We start from the raw sequence: 18,487 nt of genomic DNA, 5'->3' as shown, positions 1-18,487 counted from the left end.
ATGAAGATTTTATTAAATTTAAATTATCGCTGACTTACTTTTTGTCTAATTTAATGTCGGTGAGTAGTTACAAAAAATACAAAGTGGATCTTTATAAGATTTAATTTGATGATTTTAATCATGCATCCCGTAACGCAAACCGTTGCGATAAAAAAAACTAAAAAATGTATTAAAAACCCTTTTTTATAAGAACAACATTATAGTATTTTAGCTAAACAGATTGGTTTAGACAGCCATAAAAACAGGAAATTCTATTAAATCGTTCTTTAATGAAAGCGACCTTTAAAATACATTATGATACCCAATTTGGGCAACAATTACTGATTGTTGGTTCTTTACCAAGTTTGGGTAAAAACAAAAAAGAAGAAGCCCTAGAAATGTCCCATTTAGGGGGTGGAGTTTGGTTTGCAGAAATTGACCTTTCAAAAACTAAAGCTAAGAGTTTTACTTATAACTACATGCTGATTGATAAATCAAATGGCATTGAGTACAAAGAAGATGGTGCACCAAGAAAGGTAGTACTTGATAAAACTTTATATAAGAATTACATCTTACAAGATGCTTGGAACCCTTACCACGAAACAGAGAATGCTTACGATACAGCGGCATTTGATGTGATTTTCCAAACATCAGCCCCTAAGAAAAAAGCTGCTAAAAAATCTGCGAAAGATGCTAAATACACTTTTGAAGTAAATGTACCTCGTATTAACAAGGACATGGTCGCAAAAGTTGTTGGTTCTGTTGAAGAGTTAGGAAACTGGGATATCAATAATGCCCTTCCTATGAACTATGATAAAGAACGTAACCTTTGGACAGTAACAACACCACTAAAAAAGAATCATCATAAACTAAAATATAAATATGTATTAGTATCAACAAAAGATGCTAGTCATGTTGAATTAGAAGGTGGGTTTGACCATATTTTTGATATTCAAGAAAATGATCCTCAAACTTACGTTCGTTTTGCTGACCACAGGTTCGCTTATGATAAAAGAGCTTGGAGAGGAATGGGAGTTGCATTGCCTGTATTCTCTTTAAGATCAGAGCAAGGACTTGGTGTTGGTGAGTTTTTAGATATTAAAGGCTTAGTAGATTGGTCAAAAGAAACAGGAATGAGATTGGTACAGATCTTACCTGTAAATGACACAATGGCTACTTACACGTGGGTAGATTCATACCCTTATGCTTCTGTTTCAGTTTATGCATTGCATCCTATTTATATCAATCTTGAAGCTGTAGGAGCTTTGAAGGATAAAAAGAAGATGACAAAACTGAAAACACTTAAGAAGAAGTTGAATGCATTGGATACTGTGGATTATGAAGCAGTAATGAATGCAAAGATGGATTACCTTAAGGAGATCTGGTCAGAGAAAAAAGCAAGCTTCTTAAAAGACGCAAAAGTAAAAGCATTTATCAAAGAGCAGGAAGAGTGGTTATTGCCTTACGCTGCTTTCTGTTACTTCAGAGATAAATATAAGACACCTGACTTCACTAAGTTTGAGAAATTTGCAAAATATGATGCAAAGGAAGTAGAGAAACTTTTTGGTGCTAAATCAAAAGTGAAAGATGATGTGAACTTCTATGTTTTTGTTCAATATCATCTTCATGCTCAATTGCTTGAGGCTTCTGAGTATGCTCAAGATAAAGGTGTGGTATTAAAAGGTGATATTCCAATTGGTATTTACAGATTCTCTGCAGATGCTTGGACAGCACCTCATTTATATAATATGAATGGTCAAGCTGGTGCACCGCCAGATGATTTTGCTGTAAACGGTCAGAACTGGGGATTCCCTACGTATGACTGGGATACAATGAAGAAAGATGGTTATGCATGGTGGACAAGTAGAATGACGCACTTGTCTCAGTATTTCCAAACATTCAGAATTGACCATATCTTAGGTTTCTTCCGTATCTGGGAGATTCCAATTGATTCGGTTCAAGGTCTTTTAGGACAATTCAGACCTGCTCTTCCATTACATTTAAATGAGTTTGAAAGCAGAGGTGTAAGATTCGATTTTGATCGTTTCTGTAAGCCTTACATCCGTGAGCACTTCTTAGGTGAGTTATTTGGAGCGGATACTGATTGGGTGAAAGGAGAGTTCTTGAAAGAGAAATATACTGGAGCTTATGACTTTAAAGAAGAGTTTGATTCACAAGTGAAAATTCAAGCTTACTTTAATGGTCTTAAAGCAAAAGACGATGCTGACCAAGCAAGATTAGACAGTATTAGAGATAATCTTTATAGCCTTCACAATGAGGTATTGTTGATTCCTGCTTTAGGTTATGATGATGGAATGCATTATGCTCCTCGTGTAACTATGGATAAGTCTAGAACATTTAATGAGTTAGAAAGCTATCAAAAACATACTTTCTGGGATTTATATGTAGACTACTTCTTCAAACGTCAGGAAGAGCTTTGGGCTTCACAAGCAATGGAAAAATTACCTGCCATCAAAGAAGCAACAAACATGTTGATCTGTGGTGAGGACTTGGGTATGGTTCCTGATTGTGTACCAGGTGTAATGACTGAGCTTGAAATCTTAAGTTTAGAGATTCAGAGAATGCCAAAAGATCCAACAATTGCTTTTGGTCATCCTGGAAACTATCCTTATGAGTCTGTTGCTTCTCCATCTTCGCATGATATGTCAACTGTAAGAGGTTGGTGGGAAGAAGATAGAGGTGATACTCAGAGATTCTACAACGAGATCCTTGGTAACTGGGGTGAGGCTCCTCAGCACTGTGAGCCTTGGATTGCTGAGCAAATCTTAGTACAGCACCTTTATGCTGATTCTATGTGGACTATTTTCCCTCTTCAAGATTTATTAGCAATTGATGGTGAATTAAGAAGAGAGAATCCAGAAGACGAGCGTATCAACGTTCCAGCAATCAAGCATCACTATTGGAGATATAGAATGCATTTCTCATGTGAAGAATTAGTAAAACAAAAGAACTTCAATTCTAAATTGAAAGGTCTGGTTACTGCTTCTGGTAGAAATACAGAATATTAATATTGAATTGATATAAATTTAGAGGTCACTTGATACGTCAAGTGGCCTTTATTTTTTACCTGAATTTTTCAAGATTGGAAGTCTGTCCATAATCCAATCCAAAGGAGGAACTTTCCAGTCAAACCTTCTTACAATATTGAAGCGGTATTGACCCATCCAGTATAATTCAGTGATATCATAACTTGTGGCAATATTATAAGACTCCAATACAAATGAGAAGCCTAAGTAGGTTCTTCGGTTGTTGTAGCCAAAAGCAGCTCTTGTATTTAATTTGAAACCCGTATCCCAAACATCTTCATTCATCCTGCCTTCTGTTGTCTCATACCAAGTGTTACCATAATTAAGACCATAGCCAAGGGCTAATGCTCCTGTCAGGAAAAAGCGTTTATAAATGATCAATGAAAAAGCATAACCGCCCATTAAACCAGCGCTACCATAAAGTCCTTTTATAATATTGTCTTCCAGTTGATATTCTTCTCTAATATGGGAAGGAATTAAGGAGGAATCGGCTTTGATATTCAGGAAATTGATGTAAGGTCCATAAAGGAGTGAACCAGCTGTTTTTTTCTGGACTTCAGTTTGGGCAAAAGCAGCTCTGAATGAGAATTTTCTATGATTATGAACAAAAAGAGTTGACACTCCTATCGTGTTGATACTCATGTCCCCTCTGAGTTGAGTAGGAGGGTTGCTCTGATTAAAATTTCCTCTGCTTTCATATTCACTAATATAAAAACCATTATAGAATTGTAGTCCGAAGTCAATTGCCACCTTACGTCCATAAACATAAGATCTCATATCTAGCTTTCTAGTCTTTCCAAATTTGTCATTATCATTGTTAATAGCTGGAAAGTTGATGCCAATATTAATCCCTAGTCCTCTGTAGTTAAAACCAAAGCCGAGGTTGAGGTTGCCATTTGGAGAATAAACAATTCTTTTTCCTTGGTCTCCATTGCCGGTGAGAATGAGGTTGTTGAATTTATACACAGAGTAAAGCCTCAAATGTAAGTCATTGTTATAGGACTTATAATACGTAGTATCATGGTCCAATACATTTGATGTGGAATCACTCTGAGCGTATAAATTATTTTCATTATACAGCAACAGTGACAACGCAAATAATAGAGCGTAAATTTTCAATGAATAGCGTGTAAGAGAGTTTAAAAAATAATGATGAAGAAAATGAAAATATTAATCAAAATCAAGCCCTAGCTTTTGCTGTAAAGTTTTAAGAGCAGGATATTTCTCCTGTAAGAACTGTAGCTTGTCTTGTTGAGAATATAAACGTTTAGGTTCATTGCTCTCCTCAATCTGAATTAGTTTTGTAGAAATCTCAATAGTTTCATTTTTCAATTCAGTTCTAAGCTGTCTCAAAAGCTCAGGTCTGACAATATTGAGATGCTCATTTTGAATAGTATTTGTGATTTCGACAATAATATTCAGTTGACTGTCAAGCGTGATTTCATTTTCATCTAAAAGAATACTCGCAAACTTACTCTTGCCATTTTCTCTATATTCATCAGCAAATGATGTCCAGATTTTCTTGGCCTGTTCTAAAGTAAAGGATTGTCCAATGATTGCCTTTCCTTTTTTAGGTTTGCTTCCACCAAAACTTGGAGGTGGAGGCGGAGTAGGTAGTTGAGAAGAAGTAGGAGGTACGGGAGTAGAAGCGACTTGTTTTTGTTCAGTAGCCTTAATACTCTTCGCTTTATTAGATAATCCAGATTTTAACTGTTCTAGATTACCAGATATTTTTGTTGTCGTTTGAATATGAATTTTATTCTCTTGTTGTGTCAGTTCACTTACAAGAGATTTTTTCTCAGTAGGTTTCTTTTCTGCATTTAAAGCTTCCTTTTTCGCTTTAAGCTCAGCTAGTCTTTTTTTTTTATTTCTATTTGAGCCAAACGGATCGCTTTGTTGACGTGAGCCATTTTCATTAAGGCCAATTCAACATGCAAACGCTGATTTTTACTTTCCTTGTACTTAGTGTCACAATCACTGCAGATATTTAATGCAGTCATAATAAACGACATAGGAACCTCTTTTGCCTGCTGATCATATCTTTGCTTTACAGTATCAGAAACATCAAGCAATTCTAATGTTACGGCATCTTTACAAACCAGAATATTTCTGAAGTGCTCCGCCAATCCATTGATAAAATTATGACCATCAAAACCTTTTCTCAATATCTCATCAAAAACCATCAAAGCTTGTGATGCATCACCCTTGTTTAAGAAATCAGTTAATTTGAAATAATAATCATAATCAAGAATATGAAGATTATCTACAGTTGTTTGATAGTCAATCACATTATTATTTGAGAATGTAACGATCATGTCAAACATAGAAAGAGCATCCCTCATTCCACCGTCAGCTTTTTGAGCAATTAAGTGAAGGGCATCATTGTCAGCTTTAATTCCTTCATTGGAAGCAATTTTTGAAAGCTGACCTACAATTTCTTTTACTGTAATTCTATTGAAATCAAAAATCTGACAACGAGATAAAATCGTTGGTAAAATTTTATGTTTTTCAGTAGTCGCTAAAATGAAGATAGCGTAGGCAGGGGGTTCTTCTAATGTTTTAAGGAAAGCATTAAAAGCAGCAGTAGAAAGCATGTGTACCTCATCAATGATATACACTTTCTTTTTGCCAGGCTGAGGAGCGTAGCGTACTTGTTCAATCAAGTTTCTAATATCTTCAACAGAGTTATTAGAAGCGGCATCTAGCTCTACAATATTTAAAGAAGCGTTATTGTTAAAACTTGAACACGAAGCACACTCATTACAAGGATCGCCTTCTTTTGAAAGGTTATCACAGTTGATTGTTTTCGCAAGGATTCTAGCGTTGGTAGTTTTACCCACACCTCTAGGGCCACAAAACAAAAATGCTTGTGCTAAGTGATTACTTAAAACAGCATTCTTCAGTGTGTTTGTGATATGTTCTTGACCAACAACAGTTTGGAATGTATTGGGACGGTACTTACGAGCCGAAACAACGAAATTATCCATAAAATCCTTTTCAGTTTCTAAAAATATTGAGTACAAAGTTAAAAAAAAGTGAGTCAGTTGAAATGTTTATCTACTTTTTCTTTTTAAATGAAGTATAACAATTTGATGAATATTTAATAGAACAAGATCTAAATTGCCAATTCCGTTGCACTATTTGAATATATTTTATAATGATATATTATTTCAGGAAAATAATTATTAAATTTGCATAACAACAAAAAGTTCTTTTCACTAAGACTTTTGGTAACAAATAGAATCTGATATCGAAAATAGATATAATTTTATAAACTACTAGAGACAAATTTCCAACTAATTATAAAGACATAAAATTAGAACTTTACTAATCAGACTTTTGAAGATTAATAATCTAATTTAAAAAGACAAACTTTCAACTAATCAAGACCACTATTTAAATAGTGGTCTTTCTTTTTGTCTAAATTTCAAAAAAAAGAGTTGATTTACATTCTAGTAAACCAACTCTTTCTTATAAGATCACACTTATAAAAGTGAAATGATTATTGAGCTAATTTTGCTTTCACAAAAAGTTCAACATCAGACCATAATTTTGACTGACCATCTGCTCCTTTGTGTAAGTCATAGCAAATTTTGTTCAACGCATTGATGGCATCTAAACCATTCCAAGTTGCCATGTCAATAGAACCTTTCAATACCACAACATTTTTATCTGCTTTGGCCACTAGCTCCACGTCTTTTGTTATATCATTCATTGTAAGGCTTACAGTAGCTTTACCGTTGCTTACTGATTTTACTTCACCTTTAATTGTTTCATTATTTAATAAAGTACCAAAGAAATGCTCTACAATCTTGGCATTTCTGCCTACGTCATTTGTTTCTACTGAATTCACTGGGATTGAGAAAGTCAATCCAGGAAGGATATCAATAGCATTACTAACTTCAGCAGTTTTAGGAGTAACATCAAACTTCAAGAATTTTCCGCCAACGCCTACTTTATCTGTAGTTTTGAAAGCTGTAAAAGAAACAACTGTGCCATTTGGGTCATAAGAATATTTTGCTTCTGACTGTACTTCTTTTTCGTTAGAAGTTGTAGAAGATGACTCATTTGATTTGCTAGGCGATGAGCAACCTATTGCAGAGATTAATAAAGCTCCGATAAGATAATTAACTAACTTTGTCATTTGTTTTGTAGATTATTTAGTTGTTGTACAATCTGTTTAAAGTGGTTGTTTTAATTTGCGACTATAACGTTGTAGTGCTATTTCAACTTCAAAATTGTCTTTTTCTTTATATATTTTCAAAATTTTTGCTTCAACTAATGACTGACTTTTAAGTCTTGATTTGACTTCAACTGAGATGTCCATGTCTAGAAAACCGATCTGCTCATCATTAAGTCTGACTACCTTAATAGCAGAACTGTCGAAACGGTTCAATTCATCAGGAAGAAGCATTAGAAGTTCACCTTCTTTTGTGTTTTTAATAATTTCCTGTCTGTTTACACCTGTGTCTTCATTATCATATTTTGTGCCGGCTACTTTTGTGATTTGTGGCTCTAATTTTTTAAGATTAGAAGTGTCGTTAAATCTTTTAAGGTAGAGCTGGTATTTCTTTTTAGTTTCTTCTTCTTTCTTCTTTAAAGCTTGTTTTTTGGACTTACTTTTTAGTCTCAAATAAAATACAAGAAGTACAACAATGGCAATTATAATAGCCCAAGTGGTAAGCGACATAAATTTCTTAGTTTAAATTCGTTCGAAAAATAACAGATTAATGAACGTCAAAAAATAGGAAAATATAAATATTGAATAAATCTTTAAAAAATTATATTAATTGAGCGTTTATCCTTCAAATAATAGGCAATTCGCTAAAAAATATTTGTATTATCATTATCTTTAATGATAGAAACGCCATTTGTTATGGTTGTCACCACAAAGTTTTTTAAATAATGGACATTCAAGAACTCATTTTTTCGGTTATCGGCTTAGCGGTGTACTGGTACTTGTCTAATCTGGGAAAGAAAAAGAAAGAAAAAAATCAAAATATCAATCAAGAAACTATCATACCTCCAACCAATCAAGGAGAATTAAATCAGGGTGAGCAAGAATTTGAAGCGAATAGAGAAGAGGTGAGTGCTCCTAAATCATTTAAAGATTTATTGGATATTCTATCTGATCCTGGAAAAATAGAAACTAGGCAGAGAGATATAAATCCTTTAGACCCTGAAAATTCAGAACAAAGACTAAGACGAGATTTAGATCAATATAGCCCTTCTAATGTAGCGGAAGATTCGTATGAGTCTGGAATGGACAGATATTATGATGATCAAGATGATTACCAATGGCAAGATGATTTTACAAATGATGATCTAGACAAGGAAAAAGTAGAGAAGGGAAAAACCATTACAAGAAAACGTAAACCAAAGAAAAAGAAAAATATTGCACAGCTATTCAAAAGTTCAAACAGAATTAGAGATGCATATATTATGAATGAAATTCTTATGAAAAGACCGGATTAATATTCATCTACAACTTTAAATAAAGATCAGATAAATCCATCGGTTATATCTGATCTTTATTTAATCTAAGTACTAAGGCTATAATAATTTGAATTAAATATTAAATACCTTTGTCTTAGAACTTATGCCAAACTCATCTCTCGCTTAATTTAGCTCAATACTACTTCTGCACACTATGAAAAAATTATTGCTCGGCATGGTTGGGGGACTTTCTTCTGAATGGCCTCGAATCGCAGCACTATTAACCTTAGGTTTTTTTACAGGTATATTTATGGCCAGTTATAGTGTAGCCATTAATACCTTATTTATATCCAAATTCGGAAACGAAGAAGACTTCCCTTTAGCCTTAGTAACTCAAGGTGTTTTGGGGATCATTTTTACAATATTATTCTCGAAGCTTCAAAATATTATAGGTTTCCGTAAACTGGTTTATTATACCTCATTTATCATTTTCGGCATTATTGGAAGTATCACTGGAGCACTGTTATTTCTTGAAGATAATGAGTGGGTGGCATTTTTTGGTTTCGCTACTCTCGGGCCAATTTCATCCATTTCATTACTGATTTTCTGGGGAGCTTTTGGCCGTTTATTTAATTTCTCTCAAAGTAAACGTCTGTCAGGTGGTATTGATACAGGACAAGCAGTAGCCACTATTTTGGCGTTCTTCTCTGTTCCCATTATTCAAAGTATATTACCCTCTTTTTCTTATTTATCACTTGTAGGAGCAATAGCCTATTTAGGATGCTTAATTTCTATAATTTACATACTGAGAAAATTCAGGATGCATGCGGCAGATGCAATTACAGTAGATGAAAACAAAACGGAACCGCATAAAAGAGTACGCCTCCGTGATTATAAAAAGTATTTTTTGATGATTAGTACTTTTGTGATGTGCTCCAGTTTTTCAGCGGCCTTTGTCGATTATTCATTTGTGACAGTCACGCCACAGTATTTTTTGAAAGAGCAAGAATTAGCCAACTTTTTAGCCTTTTTTGAAGCTTTCGTTATCATTGTCTCTTTCTTAGTACAAACATTCTTGAATGATAAAATCTTAGAAGTATATGGTTTGCAGTATTCTTTGATGCTTCTTCCAGGTATTTTGGTATTCTTTGGAGTTATTGATTTGGTAATAGGTTCATTATTCGGGCACAGTAAAGAGTCTGGTGTTTTCTTGATGTTTTTCCTGATCATATCCATGTCGAAACTTGTAACAGACGCCCTGAGAGATTCCTTAGAAAGTCCAACGGTTAAAATTTTCTTCTTTCCTTTACCAACCGAGATCAGATATGAAGCACAAACATTAGTAGAAGGAACTGTAGCACAAATGTCAACATTAGGTGCCGGTGTTTTGATGATTCTTATTTCAAGACTTGGAGGATACAATATTCTATATAATAACTTTGTGATTTTTGCAATCGTAGGTTTGTGGGTGTTTATCACTTTTAAGATGTATGCTGAATATAGAGTATCACTTCAGAACCTTTTGGCTGCTAATTCGACAGAGAGTGATTATGTAGATGATCATGGAAAAAGATTTCAAAATAATAAGATTCAAAACCTCCTACAGACAAGATGGAATTCAGTATCTACAAAATTATCACCTCTTCTTTTTAAACTCATTGAGCGTTTAGATATTTTCTTATTTAGATCTATTTTATCAGAAAAGGGTAATTTATTACGCTTTGTCAATAAGAGAATTGCCCTAAGTAAAATCAATGAATACCGGATTTATGAAAGTGCAGAAGCCTTAGAAGATTTTGTACAAGGAACGTTTGATGACGATCAGATGATAGGAGTGGCTTCTTCTTTAGCGAATGATTTGAAAGCAGAAGTTTTACTTGAAAGTGATGTGGAGAATATCATTGAATTTTCAAAATCTCCTGATCCAAAGAAAAGAATGAAGGCCTCTCGACTAATCTTCAGCTGTTATAATGACAGGTTAGAAAATACAGTATCTAAACTGATTCGAGATTATAATTATGATGTAAGAGTTGAGGCAATGTCCTTGGTGGGCTATCATAAAATTGCTAATCTTATTCCAGTACTTGTTGAACGTTTGTCTATTAAAGGTGATGAGCGAGTAGCTCTTTCTGCAATCGTGGCAGTAGGGGAAGATGGAGCTAGAATATTAGAAAATGCATTTCATAAAAATGGTCAGATACAACAAACCAAAAGATTGATTTTACAAGCCTATGCTAAAATAGGTAGTGAAGAATCAGTGCAACTCTTATCTGAGAAAATCACATCTCCCGAAAGAAGAATTTCTTATGAAGCACTTTCACTTTTAAGTGCATTAGGATGGAATGCAGAGGATGAATACCAAATCTTATTCTTGAAGGAAGCTTTGAAACGAGAGGCGAATAACTGTTACTGGAATATTGCGGTTTCATTAGAATTAGAAGATACAAAGGAAAATGTGCTTGTTCAACGTGCTGTGCAATCTGAAATCATAAGCAATTATAATCAGATGTTCTTATTGTTGGATATGCTTTATGATAGAGGTTCATTGCAATTGATACGTAAGAACTATGAGTTGGGTACTGCAGATAGTATTGGTTATGCAGTCGAACTTTTAGATGTACTGATTGATGAAGATATAAAAGGCTATGTATTGCCATTATTTGAGGATGCATCGGCAGAAGAAAGAGTCAAAAAATTGCAGGATCTGTATTACAGAGAATCTTATTCTAGTGATTATGCTTTGGTAAGATTGGCGACAAGAGATCCGAACTGGCTCTCTTCATGGGCTAGGGCTTCCGCTTTATATGCATTGGCTTTCAAACCTCAAATCTGTAACCCAAATATGCTTGTGGGGTACCTTTTTGATTCCAATAAACTAATTTCAGAATTAGCAGCCTGGATATTAAAAGTCAATTTCCCTGATGTATTAGAAGAGTCTTTCCCAAGGTTAGACCATAAAGTTGAATCAGATTTAAGGGAATTATTGAGAGATGTGGATAGTTTGGATTGGAAGACAACTCCTAAATTCACTTTTTCAAAAGCATTATTCTTCACGAATATTTCAGAATTTCATAATCTTTCAGGAGATGAACTTTCTGATCTGGCTGAAATTGCTGATCTCAGATTTATCAAAAAAGGGAAGAAAATTGTGAGTGCTGAAAAGTTGAAAGAGGAAGGGTTGTATATTGTAAAAGATGGTGAAATTGCAATAGGGACAGGAGATGCACATACCTTACTCTATAAAAGGAGAATGATGATTGGTACTTATATTTCTACAAAAGCAGAAGCTTGGGTGGGAGATATGTACGCATTGACAGATAGTTATTTGTATGAAATAGATGAGAAATCGTTTTTCTTACTTCTGGCTACAGATATGCACATGGTCGAAATTATAATGAATAATGTGAGGAGAGCTTTCAGGACATCAATAAACCTTCAGAAGGTTGCTCTAGAATAAAATAGAAAAAGCCACTCTTAAGTAGTTGTATAATTAAAATCGGAAGTTTTGGATTTTCTTTTTTAGCCTACTCTGCGTTAGAATATCATCACGTAACTATGGTTATGCTCTTCTATTCTGCCCTGATTAGACTGAAAAATAATAATCCAACTTATCCCTATTTTAAATGTTCATCTGCTTAATTGGGTGGCTTTTTCATTATAAAAATATCTTTTTTAGTTTAAGAGACTCAAACCAATTGTTTCTTTCTGATCAAATGGAACTTTAAAAGAGACACCAAGTGCTTTAGTTTTTACGTATCCAGTGTATCTAACTTCAAAGTCATCACCCGTAGCCATATTAATAATACCACCTAGGATGTTAGAAAATAAAGCTTTAGGAGGGAATTGCACTTCTAATGGCAGTGAGAACTCTGATTTCTTTTTAGCCTCAGAACTTAGGTTTTGATTTACAGATCCAATATTATTTCCATTCACTAACACATCAACGTGTATTTCATCAATAGTTATTGAAACACCGTTAGGGTTGTATAAAACTGCTTCTGCTTTTACTACAAAATTACCATCTTCAAGAGAGAACATTTCCATGTTTTTTAATGTCACAAACTCAGGAGCTTCAGGACCACATGATGTGAGAGATAATAATAAGATGCTTGTAAATAAGTATTGTAATAGATTTTTAAAGTTCATTTTCTTTTAGTTTAAAAAAGTTTCATTTATGTATAACAAGCTACATACGCTAATCAATTGTATGTAATGGTAATCAAAAATAAGTGATTATTAATAAAGCACCTAATGAAGTGTTTTCAGAGCCTCTTTTAGGCTGTAAGACTTTGTAAGTAATTTTGTGTTATTGTACTTTATTATCACCAAACTAGAGGAGTCAGTTATCATTCATCTAAGAAATATTATAAATTAAATACTTTGTGAAGGGATATTGAACACCTCTTTTCAATATAAAGATTGGAAAGATTAAATTTACAAAAAGTGACAATATAGACTTTATTGCTTAATAAATAGACTACAATTCAAATGTGAATACATGTTAATAGTTTTGTGATAAATTCTTTATTAAATGAATTACATTAAATTTGCAACCTATAATAATCCAAGGTTTGCCAGGGAAATATGACTATATCATCAATGATTCAACCTGATAAAAGAAACATTTTTTTTCAAATAATTGAGTTTTCAGTTTATCGTTTCTATTCATTGTTAAATGAAGGGAAAGGTAATATTGGAGATGGTAAACAGTGTTTTAAACTTAAAGGTAGAGGCGTAAGTTTATATTCTAAAAAAGAATTTATTGAGTACAATAAACTTGATGAATTGATTTTTGATGAAATATGCTTGGAGTTGTATTCTTTATCGAATAGGACACCAAAGTGGGATATGGATAGATTGTTTGCTTATAAAAGTGAAATAGTTGATAACTATTCAAATATTTTAGAAGCGAAATCTGTCAATGATCTGACATTATTTGTCTCAGATACCAAAACAGCAAACTTTATTTTTGCTTTAATGATGAATTTACAAGAATCTGATCATGATGATCAGAAAGAAGAGTATAGTGAGGAAGGGAAGACAACACAGGAGTCTAAATCTTCTATTGATGAGCCAATAAAGCTATTACAAGTAGAATTTCTACAGAGGTTTCAAGCTCTTGAGCAAAGAATCAATGATCTAGAAACTGAAAATAAAAGACTTGAATCCAAAGAAAAAGAAGATCAGGAGAAAATTTTGATCTTGGAGGCGAGTTTGAAGAAAATCGAAAAGTTGGAAGAGCAGATTGAGATTTTACAGAAATCAAGAAAAAAAGAACTTACTGAGGTCTTTGATTCACTTGAAGATAAATTAAAATCTGTATCTGATCAAATCACTGAAGTGAACGAATCCTCTTTCAACAAGGAGTCTGTAAGAGAGTTTTTCTCTCGTCTAGATCAAGTAGAAAGAAATATCATTGATATTAAAGATGAATATGTGAAGGAAGATGCCCTTCAATCATTTTCAAAACAGCTAGAGAAATTGAATAAAGAAATCAGTTTCTTGACAGATGATCATGGAAATGAGTTGAAGAAAATTGATTTGAGGTTTACAAAAATCAAAGGTGAGCGTCTGGAATTGCGTGATAAGATGGATTTGATTGAGGAAAATATCTCAGAAAAAATTGAACAGCTTAATTCAAAGTTTGAAAATGAAGTTGTTCAGGTAAATACTGTTTCTGATGAAGTGACACGCAGACAGCAAGAATTGCAAACGATGTTGCGTGATGAAATTTCTACCAATAAATCCTTTATTGATAAACTTACAGATAAAATCAATGATTCATTCGCTGAGGTCAAAGAGAAACAGCATGAATTATTTATTTCTGTCAATGAGATCAAAGGAAAAAAAGGAGAGACATTGGGAACTTCTGCTGTACCTTCTTCCTCAAAGACAAAGGAGATTTCAGTTGATGAAGATAGTGATCATAGTAACAGTAATTACATTGAAATCTGTTATGCAGAGCCTGATGGAAATGGCTTCTTAACGAATCTTTCTTCAAAGAAATTAACCTATAAGCATGTTTACAAGGTAAAAGTGATCGATGAAACTTCTGCAGACTTTGAGTTTGTAGATGAAGAGGACGCTAAGAAAACCTTGAATATGAACCTGGCTATGATGTTTGACGAATATATGTCAGACAATGGTACAAGTGGTCCTAAGATAGCACTGTCAAGCTATGGTGAGGCAAAGAAAGTAAGAGGTTTAAATGCCTGGAGAGTACATAGAAAAGCGATTGTAAATCGCTCATAAATCATACTATCGTTGTGTGTGTTTCTCAAAGTGAATAGGGTCACCTAAAATAGTCACTTTACTTAAAGGAGTTTGAAAAATAGTAGCATTTTGTTGTGCGGTAATTTCTATTTTTGAAACTCCTTTTGCTTTTGCCTTAACTTCTTGTGTGATAAAATCTTTCCCTTCAATCTGAGAACCGTCATTAGTAAAAATGAAAGCCTTCTGACTTTTACCATTGAGCACCAAATTAGAAGATCCAATTAAAACTGTAGATAAGAATTCACTCTCAATGTCTACATTCGCATCAATTTTACCATCAAGTTCAAGTTTTACAGTATCTACATTGCATTTAGCAAGTTTCAGATCTCCTTTTCCATTAAACTTAATGTAGGCAATGTCTTTTGGTGAAGATATGTTTAAAGTATGTTCTACTTCTTCATTATTCTCAGCAATTGGATAGATTTTCAGCGTCTCATTAATACTTTTTACCGAGTACTGATCACTATTTATATTGATGTGTGTAAAGTCAACATTTTCATCAAAGTTGATATTTACCTTCAAGTTGCCATAAATCTCCAATGAATCCATCGGTGTAACTCTAATCTGCATCTTTTTATTATCCGATGTAAAAGAGGAATTGAAGTGTTTCTGATGGATAATATTCTGTTGATGATTATGTGAAAGTTTAATATTGTTTTGAATGTCATGAACATCAGACTTATCAATAGAGTGACAGATGTCGTCTGTGTCAAAAATTAAGAATCTTCTTCGGTCATAGTGTTCAAACTCAATATCCTGTTCCTTTATTTTTTCCTTAATTTTTTTGTCAATCGTAAATAATTTTCCTTGAGGGATATAGATAAAAAGCTTCATAGATTGCATTCTATACTTAACACCTCTTGGGAAAGAGAAATGAGAACCCAATGTAATAGTATTGGCTTCGATTTTTGAAGTATAGTCTATTGCCTTCGCATTGATGATCGCTCTTTCTCTTGTTTTACCTAAGGCCTCCTGCATAAATACAAGCTTCAATTTTTCACCTTCGTACCCTTTCAGGTAAATCTTTGTTTCGTTAATAGGGATATTTCCAAGCGTCTCCATTTTCAAATCCAAAGGCATAGTGCCAAGTGGAAGAATCACTTCTTCTTTATGAGTAGCCTGATTGTCAAAATTATGAACCGACATATTTAAAGCTGTCAGCAACAAAATTGTAAACACAATATTTGAAGTGATCAAACCAAAAAGAACAGTGTTATTGACAGTCTTTCTAAAAGAGATTAATGAGGTACTGATCACAAATAACAGAATTGAAAATACCGTAAACTCCATTGCTGATATAATGGCAGTGGTATTTGGAATACTGTATTGAATAGTATTGAGTAGGTTATGGTCATATTCTAGTAGTACTTCATCAGCAATATCTATAGAGAAATAATTAAAAAGGGAAGATAATGGAATAATTTTAAGGCTGATTCCTAATAAAGGTATCGCCGTAAATACCATGCTGATGGTTGTAATAAATAATACAGAACCTAAAACAAAACAAAAAGCTCTCCCTAGTTTATACAATAGTGGGCTAATATTGAAATTAGTATTTTCTACTTTATCGTAGAGGTTGTGGAAATATTGACTAGAAAAATTCGTTTTTTCAAAAGTCTTAGTAAGATAGGCTTCAATCTCAGTGAGGTTGAATTGTACCCCTTTACTTTGAAATTTATCTTTCAAACTTCTAGAATAGGGAGTAACGATCCATATTACCGCATAAATCAATATCAGTTCATTGACAAAATAGGTAGAGACTAAGAGTCCTAATCGAATCCAATTAAGGTCAATACCTAGATAATTACTCAAACCTGCTGCTACACCACCGAATATTTTATTTTCTTTGTCTCTAAAGAAAATACGAGTGTTTTCATCACGTTGTATATTTCTTTTTTCAGGTAACAAAAGCCATCCTACTAAATACGCTATTGCAACGATTAACATAGGTGCTTTGGATCTGTCTAAAAGAAAAACAGGAAGAATAAGTAGAATCCTAATCCAAAGCGGGTCCGTTTTCAATGAATCAGCTATACCTGCAGCCACTCCACCAATTTGTTGTCTGTCAATATCTCTATAAAGATTTTTGAACTTTTCTGATAGAGATGTAACGGTTTCTTCGTAAATAGATTGTGTTTGATATTCTGTTTCCTTTTGTAAATCAGGTAGGGTGTAGCCATCTGGAAGACCAATAATTAATATGGCCTGTTTTACGTCATCTTCAGTTAGAAAATCAAATTCACTCTCAATACACGGTAAGAGTAGTTCAGCCAATTTGTATTCAATCTCCTTTATTATGATTCCAGAATTATTGAAATTCTTTAAATGATCATATAGGGCACTTCTGTAGCTATCCAAAAGTGATTTAGCATCTTCAGTAATTTTAAAGATATTATTTCCTATATGTACATTATTCTGAATCATAAAAAGTGACTAAGTATTGAGGTTTTCAATGTATAAGTATAACTAATCAAAACTAAAATTTGACCAATTTTAGTTTTTGATCCATTTAACAGGTGTAATTGGCTGGTTGTCAGTGTTTAGTGAGTTTTAATTTTGATTATCTTGAATTCATAAAAAAAGATGTACTGTTCATTTTTGTACATTTTGAACACAAAATTCAATAATTTTAGAGCATTTTACACTTAAGTTGAAATGCTTTAAGTTTTTTTTGACTGCTTAAATATTATATTTGATTTATAATATTTGAATTACGCATTAATTTAGACATGAAAAATTTTTTATTCTTAACAACAGTACTGTCTTTCTTTTTTTCGGTTTCATCTTATGCACAATGCGATAAGTGTAATACAGCATCAGAAGAAGTGGATTTTTGTTACACAGATACCCGTTTTGAGGGGATGTGTGCAAAGTTTATCGAGGGCAAATCCTATTTTTTCGTAGATAAAAAGAAAAAAGAACTTAGAATTGATTTTGATTTTGATAAATCATCAGATCCGCTTTCTTATAAAAAAATGGTAACTGATAAGAAGTTGAAAATTTCAGCTCTTGAACTTTTATTTATTCAAACGGCCATTGAAGTATGGAATGATGAAAAAATAAAAATTGGTTATGATTTTCTAGAATCAGGATTAGGTATAAAAATGATCACACAAGGCAATGGTGAGAAACCACAAAAAGGCCAGAGAGTAATTGTGCATTATACTGGGGTTTTAGAGGATGGTAAAAAGTTCGATTCTTCAAGAGATAGAAACAGACCATTTGAGTTTAATGTTGGAGTAGGTGAAGTCATCAAAGGATGGGATGAAGGAGTAATGAATTTGCCTATTGGATCAAGAGCAATGTTGATGATTCCAGCTGACTTAGGATACGGTTCTAGAGCCATAGGACCAATACCTGCAAATGCTACTTTATTCTTTGATATTGAGGTGATTGGGGTAAAATAGTGTTAATGAGATTTAATACTTTTAATCTAAGAAACTTTTTCACTTAAATAAGAATCTTTTTCGTTTTAAATCCGTTATTATAAAGTGTTACAGATACATTATAAACTTGGACATTATGAAGAAGATTTTATTATTGGCTTTGACTGTTTTAACTTCTCAGTTTACTATTGCTCAATCAATTGACAGCAAAGATTATTTAACTGATGTCACAAAAGATATTATTACTACTCTTGAGAATGGTGAAGATCAAGAGCCGGTTACATTTGTAACTCATAAACAATCAGAAGTCGAGTATACTGAGTTCTTAGAAAAGAAATTCGAGCATAACAATTCTGAGCATATTCA

Annotated in this window: 13 protein-coding genes; 6 read left to right on the top strand and 7 right to left on the bottom strand. The window is 33.2% G+C overall.

Annotation, left to right across the window (positions count from 1 at the left end; genetic code table 11):
* Positions 1-269: 269 nt before the first annotated feature.
* On the top strand, positions 270-3,008 hold the full coding sequence (locus HHU12_RS29755) for a 4-alpha-glucanotransferase (protein WP_169660378.1): 2,739 nt from the start codon (positions 270-272) through the stop codon (positions 3,006-3,008).
* 48 nt (positions 3,009-3,056) lie between these two features.
* Here HHU12_RS29755 and HHU12_RS29750 read toward each other — a convergent pair whose 3' ends face one another.
* The 5 genes from HHU12_RS29750 to HHU12_RS29730 form a co-directional block, all read right to left on the bottom strand.
* On the bottom strand, positions 3,057-4,145 hold the full coding sequence (locus HHU12_RS29750) for a DUF4421 domain-containing protein (protein ID WP_169660377.1): 1,089 nt from the start codon (positions 4,143-4,145) through the stop codon (positions 3,057-3,059).
* Positions 4,146-4,196: 51 nt separating this feature from the next.
* Positions 4,197-4,379 (bottom strand): hypothetical protein, encoded by a 183-nt coding sequence (locus HHU12_RS29745; protein ID WP_169660376.1) that lies wholly within the window; start codon positions 4,377-4,379, stop codon positions 4,197-4,199.
* Positions 4,380-4,876: 497 nt separating this feature from the next.
* Positions 4,877-6,013 (bottom strand): DNA polymerase III subunit gamma/tau, encoded by a 1,137-nt coding sequence (locus tag HHU12_RS29740; protein WP_169660375.1) that lies wholly within the window; start codon positions 6,011-6,013, stop codon positions 4,877-4,879.
* A 515-nt stretch (positions 6,014-6,528) separates the two neighbouring features.
* The gene (locus HHU12_RS29735; protein ID WP_169660374.1) at positions 6,529-7,170 is read right to left on the bottom strand and encodes a YceI family protein; all 642 of its coding nucleotides are present in this window, start codon (positions 7,168-7,170) and stop codon (positions 6,529-6,531) included.
* A 36-nt stretch (positions 7,171-7,206) separates the two neighbouring features.
* Positions 7,207-7,716, bottom strand: coding sequence for an HIRAN domain-containing protein (locus HHU12_RS29730; protein WP_169660373.1), 510 nt, complete (start codon positions 7,714-7,716; stop codon positions 7,207-7,209).
* Positions 7,717-7,931: 215 nt separating this feature from the next.
* Between HHU12_RS29730 and HHU12_RS29725 the strand changes: the two genes are divergently transcribed.
* Together HHU12_RS29725 and HHU12_RS29720 are read left to right on the top strand one after the other, a co-directional pair.
* On the top strand, positions 7,932-8,501 hold the full coding sequence (locus HHU12_RS29725; protein WP_169660372.1) for a hypothetical protein: 570 nt from the start codon (positions 7,932-7,934) through the stop codon (positions 8,499-8,501).
* 175 nt (positions 8,502-8,676) lie between these two features.
* Positions 8,677-11,919 carry a hypothetical protein gene (locus HHU12_RS29720; RefSeq protein WP_169660371.1) on the top strand — a complete coding sequence of 1,081 codons (3,243 nt, stop codon included), beginning with the start codon at positions 8,677-8,679 and terminating at the stop codon, positions 11,917-11,919.
* A gap of 215 nt (positions 11,920-12,134) precedes the next feature.
* Here HHU12_RS29720 and HHU12_RS29715 read toward each other — a convergent pair whose 3' ends face one another.
* Positions 12,135-12,608 (bottom strand): NDR1/HIN1-like protein, encoded by a 474-nt coding sequence (locus HHU12_RS29715; protein ID WP_169660370.1) that lies wholly within the window; start codon positions 12,606-12,608, stop codon positions 12,135-12,137.
* Positions 12,609-13,046: 438 nt separating this feature from the next.
* Between HHU12_RS29715 and HHU12_RS29710 the strand changes: the two genes are divergently transcribed.
* The gene (locus HHU12_RS29710) at positions 13,047-14,714 is read left to right on the top strand and encodes a hypothetical protein (RefSeq protein ID WP_169660369.1); all 1,668 of its coding nucleotides are present in this window, start codon (positions 13,047-13,049) and stop codon (positions 14,712-14,714) included.
* Positions 14,715-14,720: 6 nt separating this feature from the next.
* Here the strand turns inward: HHU12_RS29710 and HHU12_RS29705 are convergent, their stop codons facing one another.
* Complete coding sequence (locus HHU12_RS29705; RefSeq protein ID WP_169660368.1) at positions 14,721-17,159, bottom strand: PspC domain-containing protein; 2,439 nt, start codon at positions 17,157-17,159, stop codon at positions 14,721-14,723.
* A 305-nt stretch (positions 17,160-17,464) separates the two neighbouring features.
* On the opposite strand from HHU12_RS29705, the gene HHU12_RS35455 reads away from it, so the two are divergent.
* Positions 17,465-18,142 carry an FKBP-type peptidyl-prolyl cis-trans isomerase gene (locus tag HHU12_RS35455; protein ID WP_240971184.1) on the top strand — a complete coding sequence of 226 codons (678 nt, stop codon included), beginning with the start codon at positions 17,465-17,467 and terminating at the stop codon, positions 18,140-18,142.
* Between the two features lie 115 nt (positions 18,143-18,257).
* The coding region (locus HHU12_RS29695) for a hypothetical protein (protein WP_169660367.1) at positions 18,258-18,487 on the top strand (230 nt) is incomplete at its 3' end.

The organism is Flammeovirga aprica JL-4, assembly GCF_012844305.1.
Taxonomy (GTDB): domain Bacteria; phylum Bacteroidota; class Bacteroidia; order Cytophagales; family Flammeovirgaceae; genus Flammeovirga; species Flammeovirga aprica.
The sequence above is the reverse complement of the archived record's forward strand: the minus strand, read 5'-3'. Positions and strand labels throughout refer to the sequence as shown.

Coding starts and splice junctions, on each gene's coding strand:
- HHU12_RS35455 (WP_240971184.1), top strand. CDS start 17,465: ATGAAAAATTTTTTATTCTTAACAACAGTACTGTCTTTCTTTTTTTCG.
- HHU12_RS29710 (WP_169660369.1), top strand. CDS start 13,047: ATGACTATATCATCAATGATTCAACCTGATAAAAGAAACATTTTTTTT.
- HHU12_RS29720 (WP_169660371.1), top strand. CDS start 8,677: ATGAAAAAATTATTGCTCGGCATGGTTGGGGGACTTTCTTCTGAATGG.
- HHU12_RS29715 (WP_169660370.1), bottom strand. CDS start 12,608: ATGAACTTTAAAAATCTATTACAATACTTATTTACAAGCATCTTATTA.
- HHU12_RS29730 (WP_169660373.1), bottom strand. CDS start 7,716: ATGTCGCTTACCACTTGGGCTATTATAATTGCCATTGTTGTACTTCTT.
- HHU12_RS29740 (WP_169660375.1), bottom strand. CDS start 6,013: ATGGATAATTTCGTTGTTTCGGCTCGTAAGTACCGTCCCAATACATTC.
- HHU12_RS29725 (WP_169660372.1), top strand. CDS start 7,932: ATGGACATTCAAGAACTCATTTTTTCGGTTATCGGCTTAGCGGTGTAC.
- HHU12_RS29735 (WP_169660374.1), bottom strand. CDS start 7,170: ATGACAAAGTTAGTTAATTATCTTATCGGAGCTTTATTAATCTCTGCA.
- HHU12_RS29705 (WP_169660368.1), bottom strand. CDS start 17,159: ATGATTCAGAATAATGTACATATAGGAAATAATATCTTTAAAATTACT.
- HHU12_RS29755 (WP_169660378.1), top strand. CDS start 270: ATGAAAGCGACCTTTAAAATACATTATGATACCCAATTTGGGCAACAA.